We start from the raw sequence: 18,631 nt of genomic DNA, 5'->3' as shown, positions 1-18,631 counted from the left end.
ACCCTTGTAGGAGCTGGCTTGCCAGCGATGGGGCCCTGAAGCCCTGCGGTGATTATCCGGCCGCCATCGCCGGCAAGCCGGCTCCTACAGGTTCGTGTTTCACCACAAAAGTATCGTGTTGCCGAAACCCTTGTAGGAGCTGGCTTGCCAGCGATGGGGCCCTGAAGCCCTGCGGTGATTATCCGGCCGCCATCGCCGGCAAGCCGGGCTCCTACAAGGGCCTGCAATGGGCGGTCAATCCTCAAAGCGGATCGGGCACTTATCCACACCCTCCAGCTTGACCAGTTCATCGACTACCGGCGCCCGGGCCTTGCGCAAGGTCAGGCTGCGGCCCTCGCGTATCAGGCGCCGGGCCTCCTGGTGCAGCATTTCGACCCCCGAGTAATCGATGAAGTTGATCTGCTGCGCCTCGATCACCACCTTGTGCCCGTGCAGCCGTTGCAGCCGCACTTGCAGGTAATGGCTGGCGCCGAAAAAGATCGACCCACCGACCCGCAACACATCCTCGTCGCCTTCGCGCCAATGCTGGACTCGCGGCTGCGAGGTGCGCTTGAGGTAGAAAAACAGCGAGGCTAGCACCCCGGCATAAATCGCCGTCTGCAACTCCAGCAGCAAGGTCGCCACGCAGGTCAGCGCCATCACCGCGAACTCGGCATGGCTGACCCGGAACAACGCCCGAATACCCCGCCGGTCCACCAATCCCCAACTGATCAGCAGGATGCTGCCGGCCATCGCCGGGATCGGGATATGCGCGATCAACGCCGAACCGGTCACGGCAAATAACGCTACCCAGAGCGCGGAAAACACCCCGGCCAGCGGCGAACAGGCCCCAGCCTCATAACTCAGCGCGGCGCGGGTGAACGAGCCGGCCGACAGGTAGCCGGAAAACAGGCTGCCGATCATGTTCGACAGGCCCTGGGCGCGAACTTCCTGGTTGGCGTCGAGCAATTGCTGCGAACGCGCCGACAGCGAGCGGGCAATCGACAGGCTGGTCACCAGCCCGAGCATGCCCACCGCGACGGCGCTGGGCAGCAGGCGCAGGATGGTTTCCAGGTCCAGGGGCAAGGCGCTGAACGGTGGCAGCCGACCGATGAAACCCTTGACCAGTTGCACATGCCCGAACAGGCCCGGGCACAGCCAGACCAGCAGGCTGGCCAGGACCAGGGTGATCAGCAGGGTCGGCCAGCGTGGCAGCAGGGACTTGAGGGTGAAGCCGAGGATCAGCGTGCCCAACCCCAGCAGCAGCGAGGGTTTGTCCAGTTCGCCAAGGTGCTGGCTCAGTTGCAGCAGGCTGTTCAGGGCCGTCGCCTGGTTGGGGATATCGAGCCCCAGCAGGTTCGGCAGTTGGCCGAGGGCGATGACCACGGCGGCGCCGAGGGTGAACCCCAGCACCACTGAATGCGAGACGAAATTCACCAGGGCACCGAAGCGCAGCATGCCGAGCAACCACTGGAAGATCCCGGCGATGCAGGTCAGCAACAGGATCAGGGTGACGTAGTCCTGGCTGCCGGGCACCGCCAGCGGGCTGACACTGGCGAACAGAACAATCGAGATGGCGGCCGTGGGTCCGCAGATCAGGTGCCAGGACGAGCCCCAGAGGCAGGCGATCAGTACCGGGACGATGGCCGCGTAGAGGCCGTATTCAGGTGGCAGGCCGGCGATCAGCGCGTAGGCGACCGACTGCGGCAAGGCCAGGATGGCACCGCTCAGGCCGACGATCAGGTCACGACTGACGCTGGCGCGGGTTTGTCGCGGCAACCAGCTGAGAAATGGCAGGAGTTTGTGGCGGTTGGTCCAGCCCATGGGTTTCTCGGTTGGGGGAGTCGGCGTCAGGGTGAAGTTTTGTTATGACAGGAACAAAAGCAGGCGTCTGGACACTTGTGGTTGTGGCGAGCGGGCTTGCCCGCGCTCGGCTGCGCAGCAGTCGTAAAACCGAGCATTTCGTTGTGTCAGGCACAACGAGTTCCCTGGTTTTAGGGGCGCTTCGCACCCCAGCGCGGGCAAGCCCGCTCGCCACAGGTTGGTTGGGTGTGGCTAGAGCTTGGCCTTCACCGCCACCAACGCATCCTGGCCATCCACGGTTTTCACACCGTCCAGCCATTTATCCAGCACCGCCGGATTGGCCTTGATCCAGGCCTTGGCCGCATCGGTATTGCTCAGCTTCTTGTTCGTCACCTCGGCCATGATGCTGTTTTCCATGTCCTGGGTGAAGCTCAGGTTGCTCAGCAACTTGCCAACGTTCGGGCAGGCCTGTGCATAACCCTTGCGGGTCACGGTATAGACGCTACCGGTATCACCGAAGTACTTCTCGCCGCCCTTGAGGTAATGCATCTTCATCTGCACGTTCATCGGGTGCGGGGTCCAGCCGAGGAAGACCACGAACTTCTGCTTCTTCACCGACCGGGCCACCTCGGCCAACATCGCCTGTTCGCTGGACTCCACCAGTTTCCACTGGCCCAGGTCGAACTCGTTCTTCTTGATGATCTCCGCCAGTGAGGCATTGGCTGGTGCCCCGGAGCCGATGCCGTAGAGCTTCTTGTCGAACTTGTCGGCGAACTTGCTCAGGTCGGCAAAGTTATGCACACCCGCGTCCCAGACATAATCCGGGACCGCCAGGGTGAATTCGGTGCCGTCGAGGTTCTTCGCCAGTTGCGTGACATCGCCGTTGGCCACGAACTTGTCGTAGAAACCCTGTTGCGCCGGCATCCAGTTACCGAGGAACACATCCACCTGGCCGTCCTTGAGACCGCCATAGGTGATCGGCACCGCCAGGGTGTCGACCTTGGCCTTGTAGCCCAGGCCATCGAGCAGCAGGCTGGTGATGGCGTTGGTCGCCGCGATATCGCTCCAGCCCGGATCGGCCATTTTCACCGTGTCGCAGCTCTGCTCGGCATAAGCACTCAGGCAGGTCATGGCCAGCAAACCGGCCGTCAGTGCTGTGGATAACTTCTTCATCGGCTTCCCCTTACGTTCGTTATTGGTTTTGGCAGGGTTGTGGATAACGCGCTCTGCGTTCCAGATCGTCGAGGTCGATATGGTTTCGCATGTATTGCTGACTGGCGTCCACCAGTGGCTGGTGATCCCAGCTCTTCAGCTTCCCTTGGGTCAGTGCGCCGGCGACAAAACGCCGACGCCGTTGACTGGCGAGCACCTGTTGGTGGATCGCCGGGATGTTCCATTTCGCCCGGGCTTCGGCCAGGAAGTCGTTGAAGAGTGCTTGATGCGGCGCTGACTGGCTGAGTTCTTCCTCCTCCCGTGGGTCGTTGTGGACATCGAAGAGCAGACACGGGTCGTCTTCGCTGTAGATGAATTTGTAGGCCCCGCGGCGAATCATCATCAGTGGGCTGATGGTGCCTTCGGCCATGTATTCGCCGAACACTTCGTCGTGGCCGCCCTCGCCTTTCAGGTGTGGGACCAGCGAGCGCCCGTCCAGCGGCAGCTCGGCATGCAGCGTGCCGCCGGCCAGTTCCACCAGGGTCGGCAGCAGGTCGGCGGTGGAGACCGCCGAGCTGACGCGTCCGGCGGCGAACTGCCCCGGCGCGCTGATCAGCAGCGGCACCCGCGCGGACATCTCGAACCAGTGCATTTTGTACCAGAGGCCGCGCTCGCCGAGCATGTCGCCGTGGTCGCCGGAGAACACGATCACCGTGTCCTCGGCCAGCCCGGTTTCCTCCAGGGTTTGCAGGAGTTTGCCGACGTTGCTGTCGATATAGCTGCACGCGCCGAAGTAGGCGCGGCGGGCGTCGCGGATCTTATCCACAGGCAGCGGCTTGTCCCACAGGTCGTAGACCTTGAGCAAACGCTGGGAATGCGGATCGAGGCTGTCCTGGGCCGGGGTCTGCGGCAACGGAATGTCTTCGTCGCGATACAGGTCCCAGAAGGCCTTGGGAATGGTGTAGGGATCGTGGGGATGGGTCATGGACACGGTCAGGCAGAACGGCTGGTCGCCGTCTTCACGGACATGATCGAAGAGGTATTGCTGTGCCTTGAAGACCACCTCTTCATCGAAGTCCAGCTGGTTGGTGCGCACGCAAGGACCGGCCTGCAGCACCGAGGACATGTTGTGGTACCAGCTGGGCCGCACGTCGGGCTCGTCCCAGTTCACCGCCCAGCCGTAGTCCGCCGGGTAGATGTCGCTGGTCAGACGTTCTTCATAACCGTGCAACTGGTCCGGCCCGCAGAAGTGCATCTTGCCCGATAGCGCGGTGCGATAGCCGAGGCTGCGCAGGTAGTGGGCATAGGTCGGTACGTCGGCGGGGAAATCGGCGGCATTGTCGTAGGCGCCGATCTTGCTCGGGAGTTGGCCGCTGACCAGGGTAAACCGTGAAGGCGCACAGAGTGGGCTGTTGCAGTAGGCGGCATCGAAGACCACGCCTTCGGCGGCCAGGCGGCTCAGGTTGGGAAGCTTGATGGGCGATGCGCCGTAGAGCGGCAACAGGGGCGCGGCCATTTGATCGGCCATGATGAAGAGAATGTTCTTGCGCTTCATGTAATCGCGGCATTCCATAGTGAATTGTTATGCGATAGTGCTTAGATCCAGCATGTGGCCCACGGAATCTGTGGTAAAGCCCCTGCTCAATAATGACTAGGATAAGTACAGCTTATGTATGAAGCGCTGGGTGACCTGTCCCTCGATCTGCTCCGGGCCTTCGAAGCGGCGGCCCGTCATCACAGTTTTACCGCTGCGGCGGTAGAGTTGGGCACCACACAACCGGCCATCAGCCAGCAGATCAAGCGCCTGGAAGACCAACTGACCACCCGCCTGTTCGACCGCATCTACCGGGGTATCGAGTTGACCGAAGCCGGCTCGATTCTGTTCGAGCAGGTGCAGGCCGGTTTGCAGAGCATCGACAGCGGTTTGAGCGCGGTGACTGCCCAGCGTCAGCACGAGGTGTTGCAGGTCGCCACCGACTTTGCCTTTGCCGCCTATTGGCTGATGCCGCGCCTGCATCGCTTTCACGCGGCCAATCCGCAGGTCGATGTCAGCCTGGTGACCAGCGAGCGCAGTCACAACATGCTGCGCACCGATATCGATGTGGCGGTGTTGTTCGGCAAGGGCCGTTTCAAGCAAGGCGAGAGCCATTGGCTGTTCAGCGAGGAAGTGTTTCCGGTGTGCAGCCCGCAATTGCTCAAGGGCCGCCAACTGCCGCTGTCGACGGAGGCTTTGCAGGAGTTTCCGTTGCTGCACCTGAAGGGTGAAAACAGCAGCCACTGGTTTGACTGGAGCGGGGTTTTTCGCGAGTTGGGGCTCACTGCGGCGCCGGCACCGGGGCAATTACGCTTCGATAACTACACCTTGCTGATCCAGGCGGCAATCGGCGGTCAGGGTGTCGGCATCGGTTGGCGTCACCTGGTGGATAACTTGCTGGAGCAAGGGTTGTTATGCCGGCCGATCAGCCAGACGGTGATTTCCACCTTTGGCTACTACGTGGTGCTGCCCCAGCGCAAACGGCGCGGTGCACTGATCCAGCGCTTCTTCGACTGGCTGATGGCCGAGCAGGCCAACAGTGCGCAATCGCTGGTGGGGCTGGGCTTACCCTCGATTGCGGTGTAGCGTTAAGCCATCTTCTGACGCTGAACGAACGAGAGCGGCATGCAACGTATCAAGGGCTACCACGCCCACATCTATTTCGATGCTTCGACCCTGGAGCAGGCCCGTGGGCTGTGTGAGCTGGCGGCGACGACGTTTCCACTGAGGATGGGACGGGTGCACCAGCGTCCGGTGGGACCGCACCCGGACTGGAGCTGCCAACTGGCCTTCGAAGCGCAATATATCGGCGTGGTCTTGCCGTGGCTGGCGCTGAACCGCAAGGGGCTGGTGGTGTTTATCCATCCCTTGACCGGCGATGACCTGGCCGACCACCGCGATCATGCGATCTGGATGGGGGCAATCAGGCCATTGGATCTGTCGATCTTTTAGGCGGTCAGTTCAGCACGCCGTCGAGAATCTCGTAGACGATCCCGGTACCGATGGTGACCAGGACCACATCATTACCCATGCGGCGCCACTCGTAACCCTCATACACCGGCAGACGGGCCAGTGCCCGGCCGTCCAGGCGTTCGCCTTCGTAGCCCCGTGGCAACGGTTGGCCGCGTACCAGGTGGTAGCCCGGTGGCGGTGGCGCGCCGCGGCTGAAATGTTCGCGGTCACCATGAATGATCTGCCGGATCGGGCCAAAGTCCTGGGGTGGCCGGTGCATATTGCGCGGGTCCGGGCCTCTTTCCGGGCCGCCCCGTTGGTCGTAGCCGCCGTGATCATGGTCTTCGCCGTGCCATTGGTCCTCGGCATGCAGCAGCGGGCTGGCGCTCAGTACCAACAGGCCAAGACCGGCCATCAGGTGTTTGGGCATTTTCATCGGGGGCATTCCTCACCACACAGGCAATACATCGAATAGGGGCGAAGGCTTGGCTTCAAACCCCCGGGTCATGCCTTGTTAGTCCGCATGGTGGCGTTTAGATTCCTTTGTATCAGGAACTTTACCTTGGGCCGATGCTGGTGCTACCGCCAGCGATCATGCTGTTCGCCCAAGCCGTGCCGCAGGGCTTCGAGGTGTTCGCGCAAGGGAGCGTCGTTTGCTGGTTCGCCCGCTGTTTTTACCAGGGCACGGGTATCGGACGTCAGGCTCGTGGCGCTTGGCGCCAGGGCTTCGAACGCGAACAGGCTGGACAGGTTGGGTCGCGGTGGCGGCGTTTGGCGTGGAAGGGCGGTGACCGACCTGAGCCGCTTTGGCCGAGAGATTTCAGTGACGGACAGGTGATCGAGGAAGGTAAGGGCGACAGCGAATGTCATGGGGGGCATCCATTTCATAGGTAACGATCCAGCGCTCCTGCGCGGCCGTCTCTTGCCGGTATTTTCCGGAAAGAGCATGTAATGGTTACTCCTTTGACAGCGCAGTTCTGTCAATAAACGCTCAGGGCAGGCGTCCATGAAAAAGGGACCCAAGGCGCTGGCCGTGGGTCCCTCTTGTTGTGCTGCCTGGCTTAGCGCGCGGTACGCACGCCTTCGGCAAGGGCTGCGCAGAGGCTCAGCACGCCATCGATAGCCTGCTCATCGCTGCTGGCGTTGGCGATGTGATCGATCAGCGCCGAGCCGACCACCACGCCGTCCGCCAACCGGGCGATCGCCGCGGCCTGCTCCGGGGTGCGGATACCGAAACCGATGCTGATCGGCAGGTCGGTGTGACGACGCAGGCGGGCCACCGCTTCTTCGACGTGTTCCAGGGTCGCCGAACCGGCACCGGTTACACCGGCCACCGACACGTAGTAGACGAAACCGGAGCTGCCGTTGAGCACGGTAGGCAGGCGAGCGTCGTCGGTGGTCGGGGTGGTCAGGCGGATAAAGTCCAGGCCGGCGGCCTGGGCCGGGTCGCACAGCTCGCCGTTATGTTCCGGCGGCAGGTCGACCACGATCAGGCCGTCGACACCGGCCGCCTTGGCGTCGGCAATAAAGCGCGGCACACCGTAGTGGTGGATCGGGTTGAAGTAACCCATCAGCACCAGTGGGGTGTCGTTGTTCTCGACCCGGAACTCGCGAACCATCTGCAGGGTTTTTGCCAGGTTCTGCCGGGCGGCCAGGGCGCGGATATTCGCCAACTGGATCGCCGGGCCGTCGGCCATCGGATCGGTGAAGGGCATGCCCAGCTCGATCACGTCGGCACCGGCCTTGGGCAAGCCCTTGAGGATCGCCAGGGAGGTGTCATAACCCGGGTCGCCGGCGGTGACAAAGGTCACCAGGGCGGCGCGGTTCTGTTGTTTCAGCTCGGCAAAGCGGGTTTGCAGGCGGCTCATCAGTGTTTCTCCTGCTGGGACAGTTGCATGTGGTGCATAACGGTTTGCATGTCCTTGTCACCGCGACCGGACAGGTTGACCACCATCAGGTGATCCTTGGGCAGGGTCGGTGCACGCTTGAACACTTCGGCCAGGGCATGGGCGCTTTCCAGGGCCGGGATAATGCCTTCGAGGCGGCAGCACTGGTGGAACGCGGCCAGGGCTTCGTCATCGGTGATCGAGGTGTACTGGACGCGGCCGATATCGTGCAACCAGGCGTGTTCCGGGCCGATGCCGGGGTAGTCGAGGCCGGCGGAAATCGAGTGTGCGTCGATGATCTGGCCGTCGTCGTCCTGCAGCAGGAAAGTCCGGTTGCCGTGCAGTACGCCCGGGACGCCGCCGTTCAGGCTGGCGGCGTGCTTGCCGGTTTCGATGCCGTGGCCGGCCGCTTCGACGCCGATGATTTCAACGCTGGTGTCATCCAGGAACGGGTGGAACAGGCCCATGGCATTGGAGCCGCCGCCGATGCAGGCCACCAGGCTGTCGGGCAGGCGCCCTTCCTGGGCTTGCAGTTGGGTGCGGGTTTCCTTGCCGATCACCGCCTGGAAGTCGCGGACCATGGCCGGGTACGGGTGTGGGCCGGCAACGGTACCGATCAGGTAGAAGGTGCTGTCGACGTTGGTCACCCAGTCGCGCAAGGCTTCGTTCATGGCGTCCTTCAGGGTGCCGGTCCCGGCGACCACCGGAATCACTTCGGCACCCAGCAGCTTCATGCGGAACACGTTGGCCTGCTGGCGCTCGATGTCGGTGGTACCCATGTAGATCACGCACTCGAGGCCAAAGCGCGCAGCCACGGTGGCGGTGGCCACGCCGTGCATGCCGGCACCGGTCTCGGCGATGATGCGTTTCTTGCCCATGCGCCGCGCCAGCAGGATCTGGCCGATGCAGTTGTTGATCTTGTGGGCGCCGGTGTGGTTCAGCTCTTCGCGCTTGAGGTAGATCTTCGCGCCGCCGCAGTGCTCGGTCAGGCGTTCGGCGAAATACAGCGGGCTCGGACGGCCGACGTAGTCGCGCTGGAAGTAGGCCAGTTCCTCGATGAATGCCGGATCGATCTTGGCGGCTTCGTACTCGCGGTTCAGGTCGAGGATCAACGGCATCAGGGTTTCGGCCACGTAGCGGCCGCCGAATGCGCCGAACAGGCCGTTGGCGTCGGGTCCGTTGCGCAGGTTGGACTGGGTCATGGGAGGCTCCAGGTGGTCGATTGAAGGTGCGATGGGGTTTACTCTAATCATGACAGGCGCGGATGAAAACCGATAAGATCGCCGCAACCTGTCAGGAAAACTCACAGATACCATGAGCCGCGACCTTCCTCCCCTCAACGCCTTGCGCGCCTTCGAGGCCACCGCCCGCCTGAACAGCGTCAGTCAGGCTGCCGAACAGCTGCATGTGACCCACGGGGCGGTCAGCCGGCAATTGAAAGTGCTGGAAGAGCACCTGGGCCTGAGCCTGTTCGTCAAGGAAGGGCGCGGCCTGAAACTCACAGATGCGGGAATACGTCTGCGGGACGCCAGTGCCGAGGCGTTCGAGCGCTTGCGCAGCGTCTGTGCCGAGTTGGCCCAGAGCACGGCGGATGCACCCTTTGTGCTGGGGTGTTCCGGGAGCCTGCTGGCGCGCTGGTTTATTCCGCGACTGGGACGGCTGAATGCCGACTTGCCCGACTTGCGCCTGCACCTCTCGGCGGGTGAAGGCGATCTTGATCCGCGCAAGCCGGGGCTTGATGCCCTGCTGTTGTTCGCCGAGCCGCCATGGCCGGCGGATATGCAGGTCATTGAACTGGCGAGCGAGCGTATCGGGCCGGTCATGAGCCCGCACTTTGCCCGCTACCAGTCATTGCTGCGGGCACCGGCCCGTGGACTGGTGGGTGAGGCGCTATTGCACACCACCTCGCGGCCGCAGGCCTGGCCCAGTTGGGCGCGGCAGAACGGTATCGAGGCGACGGAGTTGAAATACGGGCAGGGTTTCGAGCACCTGTACTACCTGCTTGAAGCGGCGGTGACGGGGCTGGGGGTGGCAATCGCGCCGCAGCCGCTGGTGGCGGACGACCTGCGCGCCGGTCGCTTGGTCGCGCCCTGGGGCTTCGGCGAAACCCCGGCGCGCCTGGCCTTGTGGCTACCTCGGCGCGCCGCGGATGGACGCGCCCAGCAGTTGGCGCAATGGCTCAAGACCGAGTTGGAGCAGGGGGCCGCGTTTACCCTTGATTAATCCCCGCGTTTGCACAGCAGGTAGGCGGCCAACAGCCCCAACGCACCCACCGCGACCCCAGCGGTTGTCCACGGATGCTCCTGGGCATAATCGCGGGTCGCAAGCCCTGTTTCGCGGGTTCTGACCTTGACCTCTTCATAGGCATCGCTGAGCAGATGACGGGAATGTTTGAGGGCGTTCTCGGCATTGCTCCTGAGGGCCTTGAGGGTTTTGCGCGACTCGTCCGAGGCGTCGTCCTTGAGGCTTTCGAGGGACTTGAGCAGGCTCTCGATTTCGGCTTCCATGCTTTGCAGTGAGGCTTTGCGTAGTGAGTTGCTGGCCATATCGGCGTTCTCCCGCAGTTGAGTGGCGTGTGCAGGTTGGGACTTCAGCGCTGTGTGAAAGTGCAAAAAATCTGCGCCGAGCTCTGGAATCACTGAACGCAAGCTGTGGGAAAAATCACTGCTAGGCTCTCTGGACAGCCCTCGGGACTTAGGAGAACAGCATGAGCGACCACCACACCTACAAGAAAATCGAACTGGTAGGTTCTTCCCCCACCAGCATCGAAGACGCCATCAACAATGCCTTGGCCGAAGCCGGAAAAAGCATCAAGCACCTGGAATGGTTCGAGGTGCTCGACACCCGTGGGCATATCAAGGACAACAAGGCCGCGCATTTTCAGGTCACCCTGAAAGTCGGCTTCAGAATCGCCAATAGCTGAACAAATACTGGCCTTTTGAACTTATAGGCTGGCCGACTGCCATATTGATTGCTATACAGAGGGCGCTGAATAGCCCCCCAGGTGCGTCGCCCAAAAGCCGACGCACTTTTTTTGATCTGACCAGGGAATATGATCGATGAAGAAGCTTGTGCTGGCGGTAGCGTTGTTGAGTGTGGCGGGAACCGCCCTTGCGGCGGGCAAGCCATGTGATGTGGTGGAGAAGGAAATCAAGGACAAGCTTGAAGCCAAGGGCGTTCATGGTTATTCGCTGCAGATCGTCGATAAAGCCAGCAATTCCGGCACCGATGGCAAGACCATCGGCAGCTGCGATGCGGGCAGGAAGGAAATCGTCTACAAGCGCAAGTAAGCGTGAGTGGGCATCAAAGCCGGCGCCGGGCGCCGGCTTTTCTGTTTCTGGCGCTCAGCCCTTCATGACCTGTGCCAGCAACTCGTAGGAATGCAGCCGATCGGCATGTTCATACAGGTCACAGGTGAAGATCAGCTCATCGGCCTGGGTCTGCTCGATCAGCACTTCCAGCTTGGCGCGGATTTTCTCGGGGCTGCCGACCATCGCCAGGCCGAGGAAACTTGCCACCGCTTCTTTCTCGTGGGGCAGCCACAGGCCATCCATGGTCTGCACCGGAGGCCGTTGCACCAGGCTCTGGCCACGCATCAGCGCGAGGATGCGCTGGTACACCGAGGTCGCCAGGTAGTCGGCTTTGTCATCGGTATCCGCGGCCACCAGCGGCACGCCGAGCATCACATAGGGTTTGTCGAGCACCGCCGAAGGCTTGAAGTGATTGCGATAGACGCGAATAGCCTCATGCATGTAGCGCGGTGCGAAATGTGAGGCGAAGGCGTAGGGCAAGCCCCGCTCGCCGGCAAGCTGTGCACTGAACAGGCTCGAACCGAGCAACCAGACCGGCACCTGGGTACCGGTGCCCGGCATGGCGATCACCCGCTGATCAGGAGTGCGGGGGCCCAGGTAGGCCATCAGTTCGGCAACATCCTCGGGGAAGTCGTCGGCGCTGCCCGAACGCTCGCGGCGCAAGGCCCGGGCGGTCATCTGGTCGGAACCCGGGGCGCGGCCCAGGCCCAGGTCGATCCGGCCGGGGTAGAGGCTTGCCAGGGTGCCGAACTGTTCGGCGATCACCAGTGGCGCATGGTTGGGCAGCATCACGCCGCCGGAACCGACACGAATGGTCGAGGTGCCGCCCGCCAGGTAACCCAACAGCACGGACGTGGCCGAACTGGCGATACCGTCCATGTTGTGGTGCTCAGCGACCCAGAAGCGGTGGTAGCCGAACTTCTCCACATGGCGGGCCAGGTCCAGCGAGTTACGCAGCGATTGCCCCGGGCTGCCGTCCTGGCGTACGGGCACCAGGTCGAGGGTGGAAAACTTGGTATCGGACAGTCGCTTCATAAGCCTGCTACTCCATGTGGGGGTACGCAGGCTTCGTCTTGTGCCGAAAAACCTGCCGGTCTCCAGGGAATGTGGGCATATACCCGAGTTTCAAGGGCAGACCTGTTTTTTAACCTGCATTTTTTTCAGATGAGTCTTACAAGGTGAACTTTGAGCCATCCACTATCCTCAGAACCTTGACCCCGGCGTGAACCCTTCGCGCCGGCTTTTGAGGAGGCAGCTATGAGTATCAAAAAGAAAGCATCGGCTCATTGGGCAGGCGACCTGAAAACCGGTATCGGTTCCATCTCCACGGAAACCGGGGTGTTGCGCGAAGCGCCTTACGGCTTCAAGGCGCGTTTCGAAGGCGGCAAGGGCACCAACCCGGAAGAGCTGATCGGCGCCGCCCACGCGGGGTGTTTCTCCATGGCCTTTTCGATGATCCTCGGCGATGCCGGTCTCAAGGCCGACAGTATCGACACCCAGGCCGAAGTGACCCTGGATCAGGTCGACGGGGGTTTTGCGATTACCGCCGTGCACCTGATTCTCAAGGCGAAAATCCCCGGTGCCAGCCAGCAGCAGTTCGATGAGCTGAGCAAAAAGGCCAAGGAAGGTTGCCCGGTGTCCAAGGTGTTGAACGCCAGGATCAGCCTGGAAGGGACCCTGGTGCACTGACCGGGCGGCGGCAAGCGCCGGGGATGTGAGGTGCATCAGAACTTGGCCGGCGCCATTGTGGTCGAATAAGGTGTGGCAGCTTCTGCGCCCGCTCTTACGGCGCGCTGCCGTAGTCAAGGAGTTCGACCATGAAACGTATTGCCCTGGGGATTTTCTGCTGCGCGCTGGCCACCTCGGCCCTGGCTGCGACCAAGCCGTGTGAGGAACTCAAGACCGAGATCGAAACCAAGATCCAGGCCGCCGGCGTCAGTTCCTACACCTTGGAGATCGTCGCCAGGCACGACGTCCACGATCAGAACATGGTCGTGGGCAGTTGCGAAGGCGGCAGCAAGAAAATCATCTACCAGAAGAACGACCGCTGAGGTTTAGGGAATGCAGAACACGTTGTTCTGCTCGGCTACCACTGCACCCTTGTCGTCGTACAGCCGTGCGCTGGCGTTGAAGCCCAGGGCGATGCCCTCCAGGCGGTAGCGCCGGCCGGCTTCGAAGTGCTCGTAGTGCACGCTCAGGTAGCACAGGCGATCCGGCGGATCGGTGTTCATCGCCATGCCACCGAGATAGACCTCGAAGTCGAACCGCGCCAGGAGGTCATGGCTGCCCGGTGTGACCTGGAAAAAGCGTCCGTCGCGCAGACGTTGCTTGTCCAGGCTTTCGGCCATGACCAGGGTGCCGGTGTGGGTTTCCAGGTCGACCCAGGCCATTTGCGGGTCCACTGGCGGTAACGGACTGATACAGCCGCCCAGGCTGGCCAGGGCGAAGAGTACGGGGAGTATTTTGCGCATGGTGATTTTCACTCTATTCAGAGGATCAGCATACCCGTGTTCAGGGGTATCGGGACGCCCGGGGCGTCAACCTTGTGGGAGTGGGGCTGCATTCAGTGAACACCTCAGTCTCAATAATCATTCATGGAAAGGTGTTCCGTCCGCGCGCTAGTCTTGTGTCTGCTCCTTGCAGGTAACTCCGATGATGGTAAGTCCCGTGGTCCGCGGTTCGATAGGCGCCGTGCTGCTGCTGTTGCTCAGTGCGTGCAGCAGTATCAATTATTATAGCCAGTTGGCCGGTGGGCAGTTGAGCCTGCTGCGCGCCCGGGAGCCGGTGGCCGAGGTGATGGCCGACCCGTCCCGCGACCCGAAGCTGCGTGAACACCTGGCGCAATCCCAGCAGGCCCGGGCCTTTGCCAGTGAGCATCTGCATCTGCCGGACAACCGCAGTTACCGGTTGTACGCGGACATCAAACGGCCCTATGTGGTCTGGAATGTCTTCGCCACGCCGGAATTTTCCCTGACCCCGCAGCAGCATTGTTTTCCCATTGCCGGCTGCGTGGCCTATCGCGGCTATTACAACCAGGGCGCGGCGCGGGGTGAGGCGGCGCTGCAAAAACAGCAGGGCATGGATGTGTATATCGGTGGGGTCGAGGCCTATTCGACGCTGGGCTGGTTCGACGATCCGATTATCAGTTCGATGATGACCTGGGGTGACGAGCGCCTGGCGACGTTGATCTTTCACGAACTGGCGCACCAGCGCTTTTATGTGAAGGACGACACCGAGTTCAACGAGTCCTATGCCAATTTCGTCGAGCAGGAAGGCACGCGGCAATGGCGGGCGGCGCGGGGCTTGCCACCGGCCAAGGTCAACGATGTGGCGCAGAAGGACCAGTTTATCGAGTTGGTGCTGCAGACCCGCGAGCGCTTGCAGCAGTTGTATGCGCAGACCTTGCCGGTCGAGCAGATGCGTGAGCGCAAGGCGCAGGAATTCCAGCGCTTGCGTGACGAATACCAGCGGATGCAGGCGAGCCAGTGGGGTGGCGACAAGCGTTATGACGGGTGGGTCAACGGGCCGCTGAATAACGCCAAGCTGCTGCCCTTCGGGCTGTACGACCAGTGGGTGCCGGCGTTTGCCGCGTTGTTTCGGCAGGTGAACGGGGATTGGCCGGCGTTCTTCACGGCGGTGGAAAAGCTCGGGGGCCTACCGGTTGACGAACGCAAGGCGGCGTTGCGCAAATTGATGCCCGGCTGAAGGACGCCATCGCGAGCAAGCTCGCTCCTACAGGAATTGTGTCGTGCCGCAGCCTTGTGCACGACATCGCCCCCTGTAGGAGCAAGCTTGCTCGCGATGCAGGCGACTCGGTCCAACGCCCTACACAAACGCCCGATGCAGCTCCGCCAACGTCTCAAAATGATAAGCCGGCTGCTGCGCACTCAGCTCCTCGAAACTGCCAAACCCATACCCCACCGCCGCCGCATCCAGGCCATTGCGTTGCGCGCCGATCAGGTCGTGCTTGCGGTCGCCGATCATCAGCGTCTCGCTCGGCTCCAGTCCTTCTTCGGCCATCAGGTGGGCAATCAACTCGACCTTGTCGCTGCGCGCCCCATCCAGCTCGCTGCCGTAGATCACCTTGAAGTGCCGGGCAAAATCGAAATGCCGGGCAATCTCCCGGGCAAACACCCAGGGCTTGGACGTGGCGATATACAACGTGCGCCCCTGCCCGCCCAACAGCTCCAGCAACGGCGTAACCCCCTCGAACACCCGGTTTTCATACAGCCCGGTGACCTTGAAGCGCTCCCGGTAGAAGTTCACCGCTTCCCAGGCCTTGGCCTCGTCAAAACCGTAGAACTGCATGAACGCCTGCAACAAGGGCGGGCCGATAAAGTGTTCGAGCTTGCCGAGGTCCGGCTCGTCGATCCCCAGTTTGCCCAGCGCATACTGGATCGAACGGGTGATGCCCTCGCGCGGATCGGTCAGGGTGCCGTCGAGGTCGAAGAGAATCGTCTGGTAATGCATGCTGTGTCCTGGCTGTACAAAAAATAATCAAACGGCCTGATGATAACCTTCGGCCATGTGCAGGTCCTTGAGTTTCACGTAGTTCGCCGCGCTATAGGTGAAAAAGGCCCGCTCCTTGTCCGTCAACGCCCGGGCCTGTTTGACCGGGCTGCCGACGTAGAGGAAACCGCTTTCCAGGCGCTTGCCCGGTGGTACCAGGCTGCCGGCGCCGACGATCACCTCGTCCTCGATCACCGCGCCGTCCATGACGATGCTACCCATGCCGATCAGAATCCGGCTGCCCACCGTGCAGCCATGCAGCATGACCTTGTGGGCGATGGTCACGTCGTCGCCGATCAGCAGCGGGAAGCCCTCGGGGTTGAATGGCCCGGCGTGGGTGATGTGCAGCACGCAGCCGTCCTGCACGCTGGTGCGTTGGCCGATACGGATGCGGTGCATGTCGCCGCGGATCACGGTCAGCGGCCAGATGGAGCTGTCGGCGCCGATTTCGACATCGCCGATCACCACCGCCGAGCGGTCGACAAAGGCCCGTTCAGCGAGCGTCGGCGTGAGGTTCTGATAGGTGCGAAGGGACACGATAGACACTCTCTCTGTGGTTGATAGCTGCGGTCGACGTCGATTGTAATTAAGATGGGGGCATGTTTCTTCCAGCCAAGGTGCCAACCGTGAGCGTGAACAACCCTCTTCTGCAGTCCTACGACCTGCCGCCGTTCTCGGCCATCCGCGCCGAACACGTGCTGCCGGCCATCGAACAGATCCTGGCGGACAACCGCGCGGCCATTGCTGAAATTCTGACAACCCAGGGCCAACAGCCTACCTGGGCCGGGCTGGTCCTGGCGATGGATGAACTGAATGATCGCCTGGGCGCTGCCTGGAGTCCGGTCAGTCACCTCAATGCGGTGTGCAACAGCGCCGAATTGCGCGAAGCCTATGAGGCCTGCCTGCCGGCCTTGAGCGCCTACTCCACGGAACTGGGCCAGAACCGCGAACTGTTCCAGGCCTTCGAAGCCCTGGCGAACAGCCCGCAGGCTAGCGGTTTCGACGTTGGCCAGAAAACCATCCTCGAACACTCCCTGCGCGACTTCCGCCTGTCGGGTATCGACCTGCCGGCCGAGCAGCAGCAGCGCTACGCCGAGGTGCAGAGCAAGTTGTCCGAACTGGGCAGCCGCTTCTCCAACCAGCTGCTCGACGCGACCCAGGCCTGGACCCGGCACGTCACCGACGAGACCGGCCTGGCCGGGCTGAGCGATTCCTCCAAGGCGCAAATGGCCGCCGCGGCCCAGGCCAAGGGCCTGGACGGCTGGTTGATCACCCTGGAATTCCCGAGCTACTACGCGGTGATGACCTACGCCCAGGACCGCGCCCTGCGCGAAGAGGTCTACGCCGCCTACTGCACCCGTGCCTCGGACCAGGGTCCGAATGCCGGCCAGAACGACAACGGCCCGGTGATGGAAGAGATCCTCGACCTGCGCCAGGAACTTGCCCAATTACTGGGTTTCGCCAGCTTCTCCGAATTGAGCCTGGCGACCAAGATGGCTGACTCCAGCGATCAGGTGCTGACCTTCCTGCGCGACCTGGCCAAGCGCAGCAAGCCGTTTGCCGCCCAGGACCTGCAGCAGCTCAAGGCCTACGCCGCCGAGCAAGGCTGTGCCGAGCTGCAAAGCTGGGACAGCGGTTACTACGGCGAGAAGCTGCGTGAACAGCGCTACAGCGTTTCCCAGGAAGCCCTGCGCGCCTACTTCCCGATCGACAAGGTACTCGGCGGCCTGTTCGCCATTGTCCAGCGCCTGTACGGCATCGAGATTGCCGAACAGAGCGGTTTCGACACCTGGCACCCGGATGTCCGCCTGTTCGAAATCAAGGAGAACGGCCAGCACGTTGGGCGCTTCTTCTTTGACCTCTATGCCCGTGCCAACAAGCGTGGCGGGGCTTGGATGGACGGCGCCCGTGACCGTCGGCGCACCGTCGAGGGCGTGCTGCAAAGCCCGGTGGCCAACCTGGTGTGCAACTTCGCCCCGGCCGACAGCGGCAAGCCTGCCCTGCTGACCCATGACGAAGTCACCACCCTGTTCCACGAATTCGGCCATGGCCTGCATCACCTGCTGACCCGCGTCGAACATGCCGGCGTGTCCGGCATCAACGGCGTGGCCTGGGATGCCGTGGAGCTGCCGAGCCAGTTCATGGAAAACTGGTGCTGGGAACCCGAAGGCCTGGCGCTGATCTCCGGTCACTACGAAAGCGGCGAGCCGCTGCCCCAGGACCTGCTGGAAAAAATGCTGGCGGCGAAGAACTTCCAGTCCGGCCTGATGATGGTGCGTCAGCTGGAGTTCTCGCTGTTCGACTTCGAACTGCATGCCACCCATGGCGATGGCCGCAGTGTGGCGCAGGTCCTCGAAGGCGTGCGCAACGAGGTCTCGGTGATGCGTCCGCCGGCCTACAACCGCTTCCCCAACAGCTTTGCGCACATTTTCGCCGGCGGTTACGCGGCGGGCTACTACAGCTACAAATGGGCGGAAGTGCTGTCGGCCGACGCCTTCTCCAAGTTCGAGGAAGACGGTGTGCTGAACGCCCAGACCGGGCGCGCCTTCCGTGAAGCGATCCTGGCGCGCGGTGGTTCCCAGGCTCCGATGGTGCTGTTCGTCGACTTCCGTGGCCGCGAGCCGTCGATTGACGCACTCTTGCGTCACAGCGGCCTGAGCGAGGATGCCGCGGCATGAGTGAGGCAGTCGTGATCAAGACCAAAAAACGCTTTATCGCCGGGGCGGTCTGCCCGGCGTGCAGCGAGCAGGACAAGCTGATGATGTGGAGCGAAGACGACGTTCCGCACCGTGAGTGCGTGTCCTGTGGCTATGCCGACACCCTGAATGAACAGGGCTTGTCGGTGCCCAAGGAGTTGGGGACGCGGGTCAATGCCCCGGTGGTGAAAGTCGCCGACAAAACTGTCCAGACCGTACAGTTTTTCCCCAACCCCAAGCTGAAAAAACCGGGCGAGCAATAGCGACCCTTCATCGCCTTCCGAGCTTTCGGGCCGGGAGGCGGTGCCT

22 protein-coding genes are annotated in these 18,631 nt (G+C 62.3%); 10 read left to right on the top strand and 12 right to left on the bottom strand.

The window, feature by feature from the left end:
• Positions 1-234: 234 nt before the first annotated feature.
• From HX866_RS24955 to betC, 3 genes are all read right to left on the bottom strand, one after another.
• On the bottom strand, positions 235-1,803 hold the full coding sequence (locus HX866_RS24955) for a SulP family inorganic anion transporter (protein ID WP_177101234.1): 1,569 nt from the start codon (positions 1,801-1,803) through the stop codon (positions 235-237).
• A gap of 231 nt (positions 1,804-2,034) precedes the next feature.
• Complete coding sequence (gene choX, locus HX866_RS24950; protein ID WP_177093825.1) at positions 2,035-2,955, bottom strand: choline ABC transporter substrate-binding protein; 921 nt, start codon at positions 2,953-2,955, stop codon at positions 2,035-2,037.
• A gap of 19 nt (positions 2,956-2,974) precedes the next feature.
• Positions 2,975-4,489, bottom strand: a complete 1,515-nt coding sequence (betC, locus tag HX866_RS24945; protein ID WP_177093824.1) for a choline-sulfatase — start codon at positions 4,487-4,489, stop codon at positions 2,975-2,977.
• Between the two features lie 114 nt (positions 4,490-4,603).
• Between betC and HX866_RS24940 the strand changes: the two genes are divergently transcribed.
• Both HX866_RS24940 and HX866_RS24935 read left to right on the top strand, forming a co-directional pair.
• On the top strand, positions 4,604-5,554 hold the full coding sequence (locus HX866_RS24940; RefSeq protein ID WP_177101233.1) for a choline sulfate utilization transcriptional regulator: 951 nt from the start codon (positions 4,604-4,606) through the stop codon (positions 5,552-5,554).
• A gap of 39 nt (positions 5,555-5,593) precedes the next feature.
• The gene (locus tag HX866_RS24935; RefSeq protein ID WP_177093822.1) at positions 5,594-5,920 is read left to right on the top strand and encodes a DOPA 4,5-dioxygenase family protein; all 327 of its coding nucleotides are present in this window, start codon (positions 5,594-5,596) and stop codon (positions 5,918-5,920) included.
• Between the two features lie 4 nt (positions 5,921-5,924).
• Here the strand turns inward: HX866_RS24935 and HX866_RS24930 are convergent, their stop codons facing one another.
• From HX866_RS24930 to trpB, 4 genes are all read right to left on the bottom strand, one after another.
• On the bottom strand, positions 5,925-6,356 hold the full coding sequence (locus HX866_RS24930; RefSeq protein WP_177093821.1) for an anti-virulence regulator CigR family protein: 432 nt from the start codon (positions 6,354-6,356) through the stop codon (positions 5,925-5,927).
• Positions 6,357-6,499: 143 nt separating this feature from the next.
• Entirely contained in the window at positions 6,500-6,790 is a 291-nt protein-coding gene (locus HX866_RS24925; RefSeq protein ID WP_177140590.1) for a hypothetical protein, read from the bottom strand.
• Between the two features lie 191 nt (positions 6,791-6,981).
• A complete protein-coding gene (trpA, locus tag HX866_RS24920; protein WP_177140589.1) occupies positions 6,982-7,788 on the bottom strand; it encodes a tryptophan synthase subunit alpha in 807 nt (268 codons plus the stop codon).
• Positions 7,788-9,008 (bottom strand): tryptophan synthase subunit beta, encoded by a 1,221-nt coding sequence (gene trpB, locus HX866_RS24915; protein ID WP_177101232.1) that lies wholly within the window; start codon positions 9,006-9,008, stop codon positions 7,788-7,790. The genes trpA and trpB overlap by 1 nt, the downstream gene beginning before the upstream one ends.
• Before the next feature lie 112 nt (positions 9,009-9,120).
• On the opposite strand from trpB, the gene HX866_RS24910 reads away from it, so the two are divergent.
• Positions 9,121-10,029 carry a LysR family transcriptional regulator gene (locus HX866_RS24910; protein WP_177140588.1) on the top strand — a complete coding sequence of 303 codons (909 nt, stop codon included), beginning with the start codon at positions 9,121-9,123 and terminating at the stop codon, positions 10,027-10,029.
• Here the strand turns inward: HX866_RS24910 and HX866_RS24905 are convergent.
• Positions 10,026-10,352, bottom strand: a complete 327-nt coding sequence (locus tag HX866_RS24905) for a DUF883 family protein (RefSeq protein ID WP_177093816.1) — start codon at positions 10,350-10,352, stop codon at positions 10,026-10,028. The genes HX866_RS24910 and HX866_RS24905 overlap by 4 nt on opposite strands.
• A 161-nt stretch (positions 10,353-10,513) precedes the next feature.
• On the opposite strand from HX866_RS24905, the gene HX866_RS24900 reads away from it, so the two are divergent.
• Both HX866_RS24900 and HX866_RS24895 read left to right on the top strand, forming a co-directional pair.
• Positions 10,514-10,729 carry a dodecin gene (locus HX866_RS24900; protein WP_100939968.1) on the top strand — a complete coding sequence of 72 codons (216 nt, stop codon included), beginning with the start codon at positions 10,514-10,516 and terminating at the stop codon, positions 10,727-10,729.
• 136 nt (positions 10,730-10,865) lie between these two features.
• Complete coding sequence (locus HX866_RS24895; RefSeq protein ID WP_177093815.1) at positions 10,866-11,096, top strand: DUF1161 domain-containing protein; 231 nt, start codon at positions 10,866-10,868, stop codon at positions 11,094-11,096.
• 54 nt (positions 11,097-11,150) lie between these two features.
• Here the strand turns inward: HX866_RS24895 and HX866_RS24890 are convergent, their stop codons facing one another.
• Positions 11,151-12,152 (bottom strand): LLM class flavin-dependent oxidoreductase, encoded by a 1,002-nt coding sequence (locus HX866_RS24890; protein WP_177093814.1) that lies wholly within the window; start codon positions 12,150-12,152, stop codon positions 11,151-11,153.
• Positions 12,153-12,374: 222 nt separating this feature from the next.
• Between HX866_RS24890 and HX866_RS24885 the strand changes: the two genes are divergently transcribed.
• Positions 12,375-12,806: an OsmC family protein gene (locus HX866_RS24885; RefSeq protein WP_177093813.1), complete on the top strand. Its 432-nt coding sequence runs from the start codon at positions 12,375-12,377 to the stop codon at positions 12,804-12,806.
• Positions 12,807-12,934: 128 nt separating this feature from the next.
• Entirely contained in the window at positions 12,935-13,168 is a 234-nt protein-coding gene (locus HX866_RS24880; RefSeq protein ID WP_177093812.1) for a DUF1161 domain-containing protein, read from the top strand.
• Between the two features lie 3 nt (positions 13,169-13,171).
• Here HX866_RS24880 and HX866_RS24875 read toward each other — a convergent pair whose 3' ends face one another.
• Positions 13,172-13,588: a PA0061/PA0062 family lipoprotein gene (locus HX866_RS24875; protein WP_177093811.1), complete on the bottom strand. Its 417-nt coding sequence runs from the start codon at positions 13,586-13,588 to the stop codon at positions 13,172-13,174.
• 181 nt (positions 13,589-13,769) lie between these two features.
• On the opposite strand from HX866_RS24875, the gene HX866_RS24870 reads away from it, so the two are divergent.
• Entirely contained in the window at positions 13,770-14,822 is a 1,053-nt protein-coding gene (locus tag HX866_RS24870) for an aminopeptidase (RefSeq protein ID WP_371319285.1), read from the top strand.
• A 120-nt stretch (positions 14,823-14,942) separates the two neighbouring features.
• Here HX866_RS24870 and HX866_RS24865 read toward each other — a convergent pair whose 3' ends face one another.
• Both HX866_RS24865 and HX866_RS24860 read right to left on the bottom strand, forming a co-directional pair.
• Complete coding sequence (locus tag HX866_RS24865) at positions 14,943-15,587, bottom strand: HAD family hydrolase (RefSeq protein WP_177125422.1); 645 nt, start codon at positions 15,585-15,587, stop codon at positions 14,943-14,945.
• Between the two features lie 27 nt (positions 15,588-15,614).
• On the bottom strand, positions 15,615-16,163 hold the full coding sequence (locus HX866_RS24860) for a gamma carbonic anhydrase family protein (protein WP_177093809.1): 549 nt from the start codon (positions 16,161-16,163) through the stop codon (positions 15,615-15,617).
• Between the two features lie 89 nt (positions 16,164-16,252).
• Between HX866_RS24860 and prlC the strand changes: the two genes are divergently transcribed.
• Both prlC and HX866_RS24850 read left to right on the top strand, forming a co-directional pair.
• Positions 16,253-18,304 (top strand): oligopeptidase A, encoded by a 2,052-nt coding sequence (gene prlC, locus HX866_RS24855; RefSeq protein ID WP_371316696.1) that lies wholly within the window; start codon positions 16,253-16,255, stop codon positions 18,302-18,304.
• Positions 18,301-18,585: a YheV family putative zinc ribbon protein gene (locus HX866_RS24850; protein ID WP_177093807.1), complete on the top strand. Its 285-nt coding sequence runs from the start codon at positions 18,301-18,303 to the stop codon at positions 18,583-18,585. The genes prlC and HX866_RS24850 overlap by 4 nt, the downstream gene beginning before the upstream one ends.
• The last annotated feature ends 46 nt before the right edge of the window (positions 18,586-18,631 follow it).

The sequence above is a fragment of the Pseudomonas gingeri genome (assembly GCF_013386165.1).
Taxonomy (GTDB): Bacteria; Pseudomonadota; Gammaproteobacteria; order Pseudomonadales; family Pseudomonadaceae; genus Aquipseudomonas; species Aquipseudomonas gingeri_C.
This window is presented reverse-complemented; position numbering and strand designations above follow the sequence as displayed.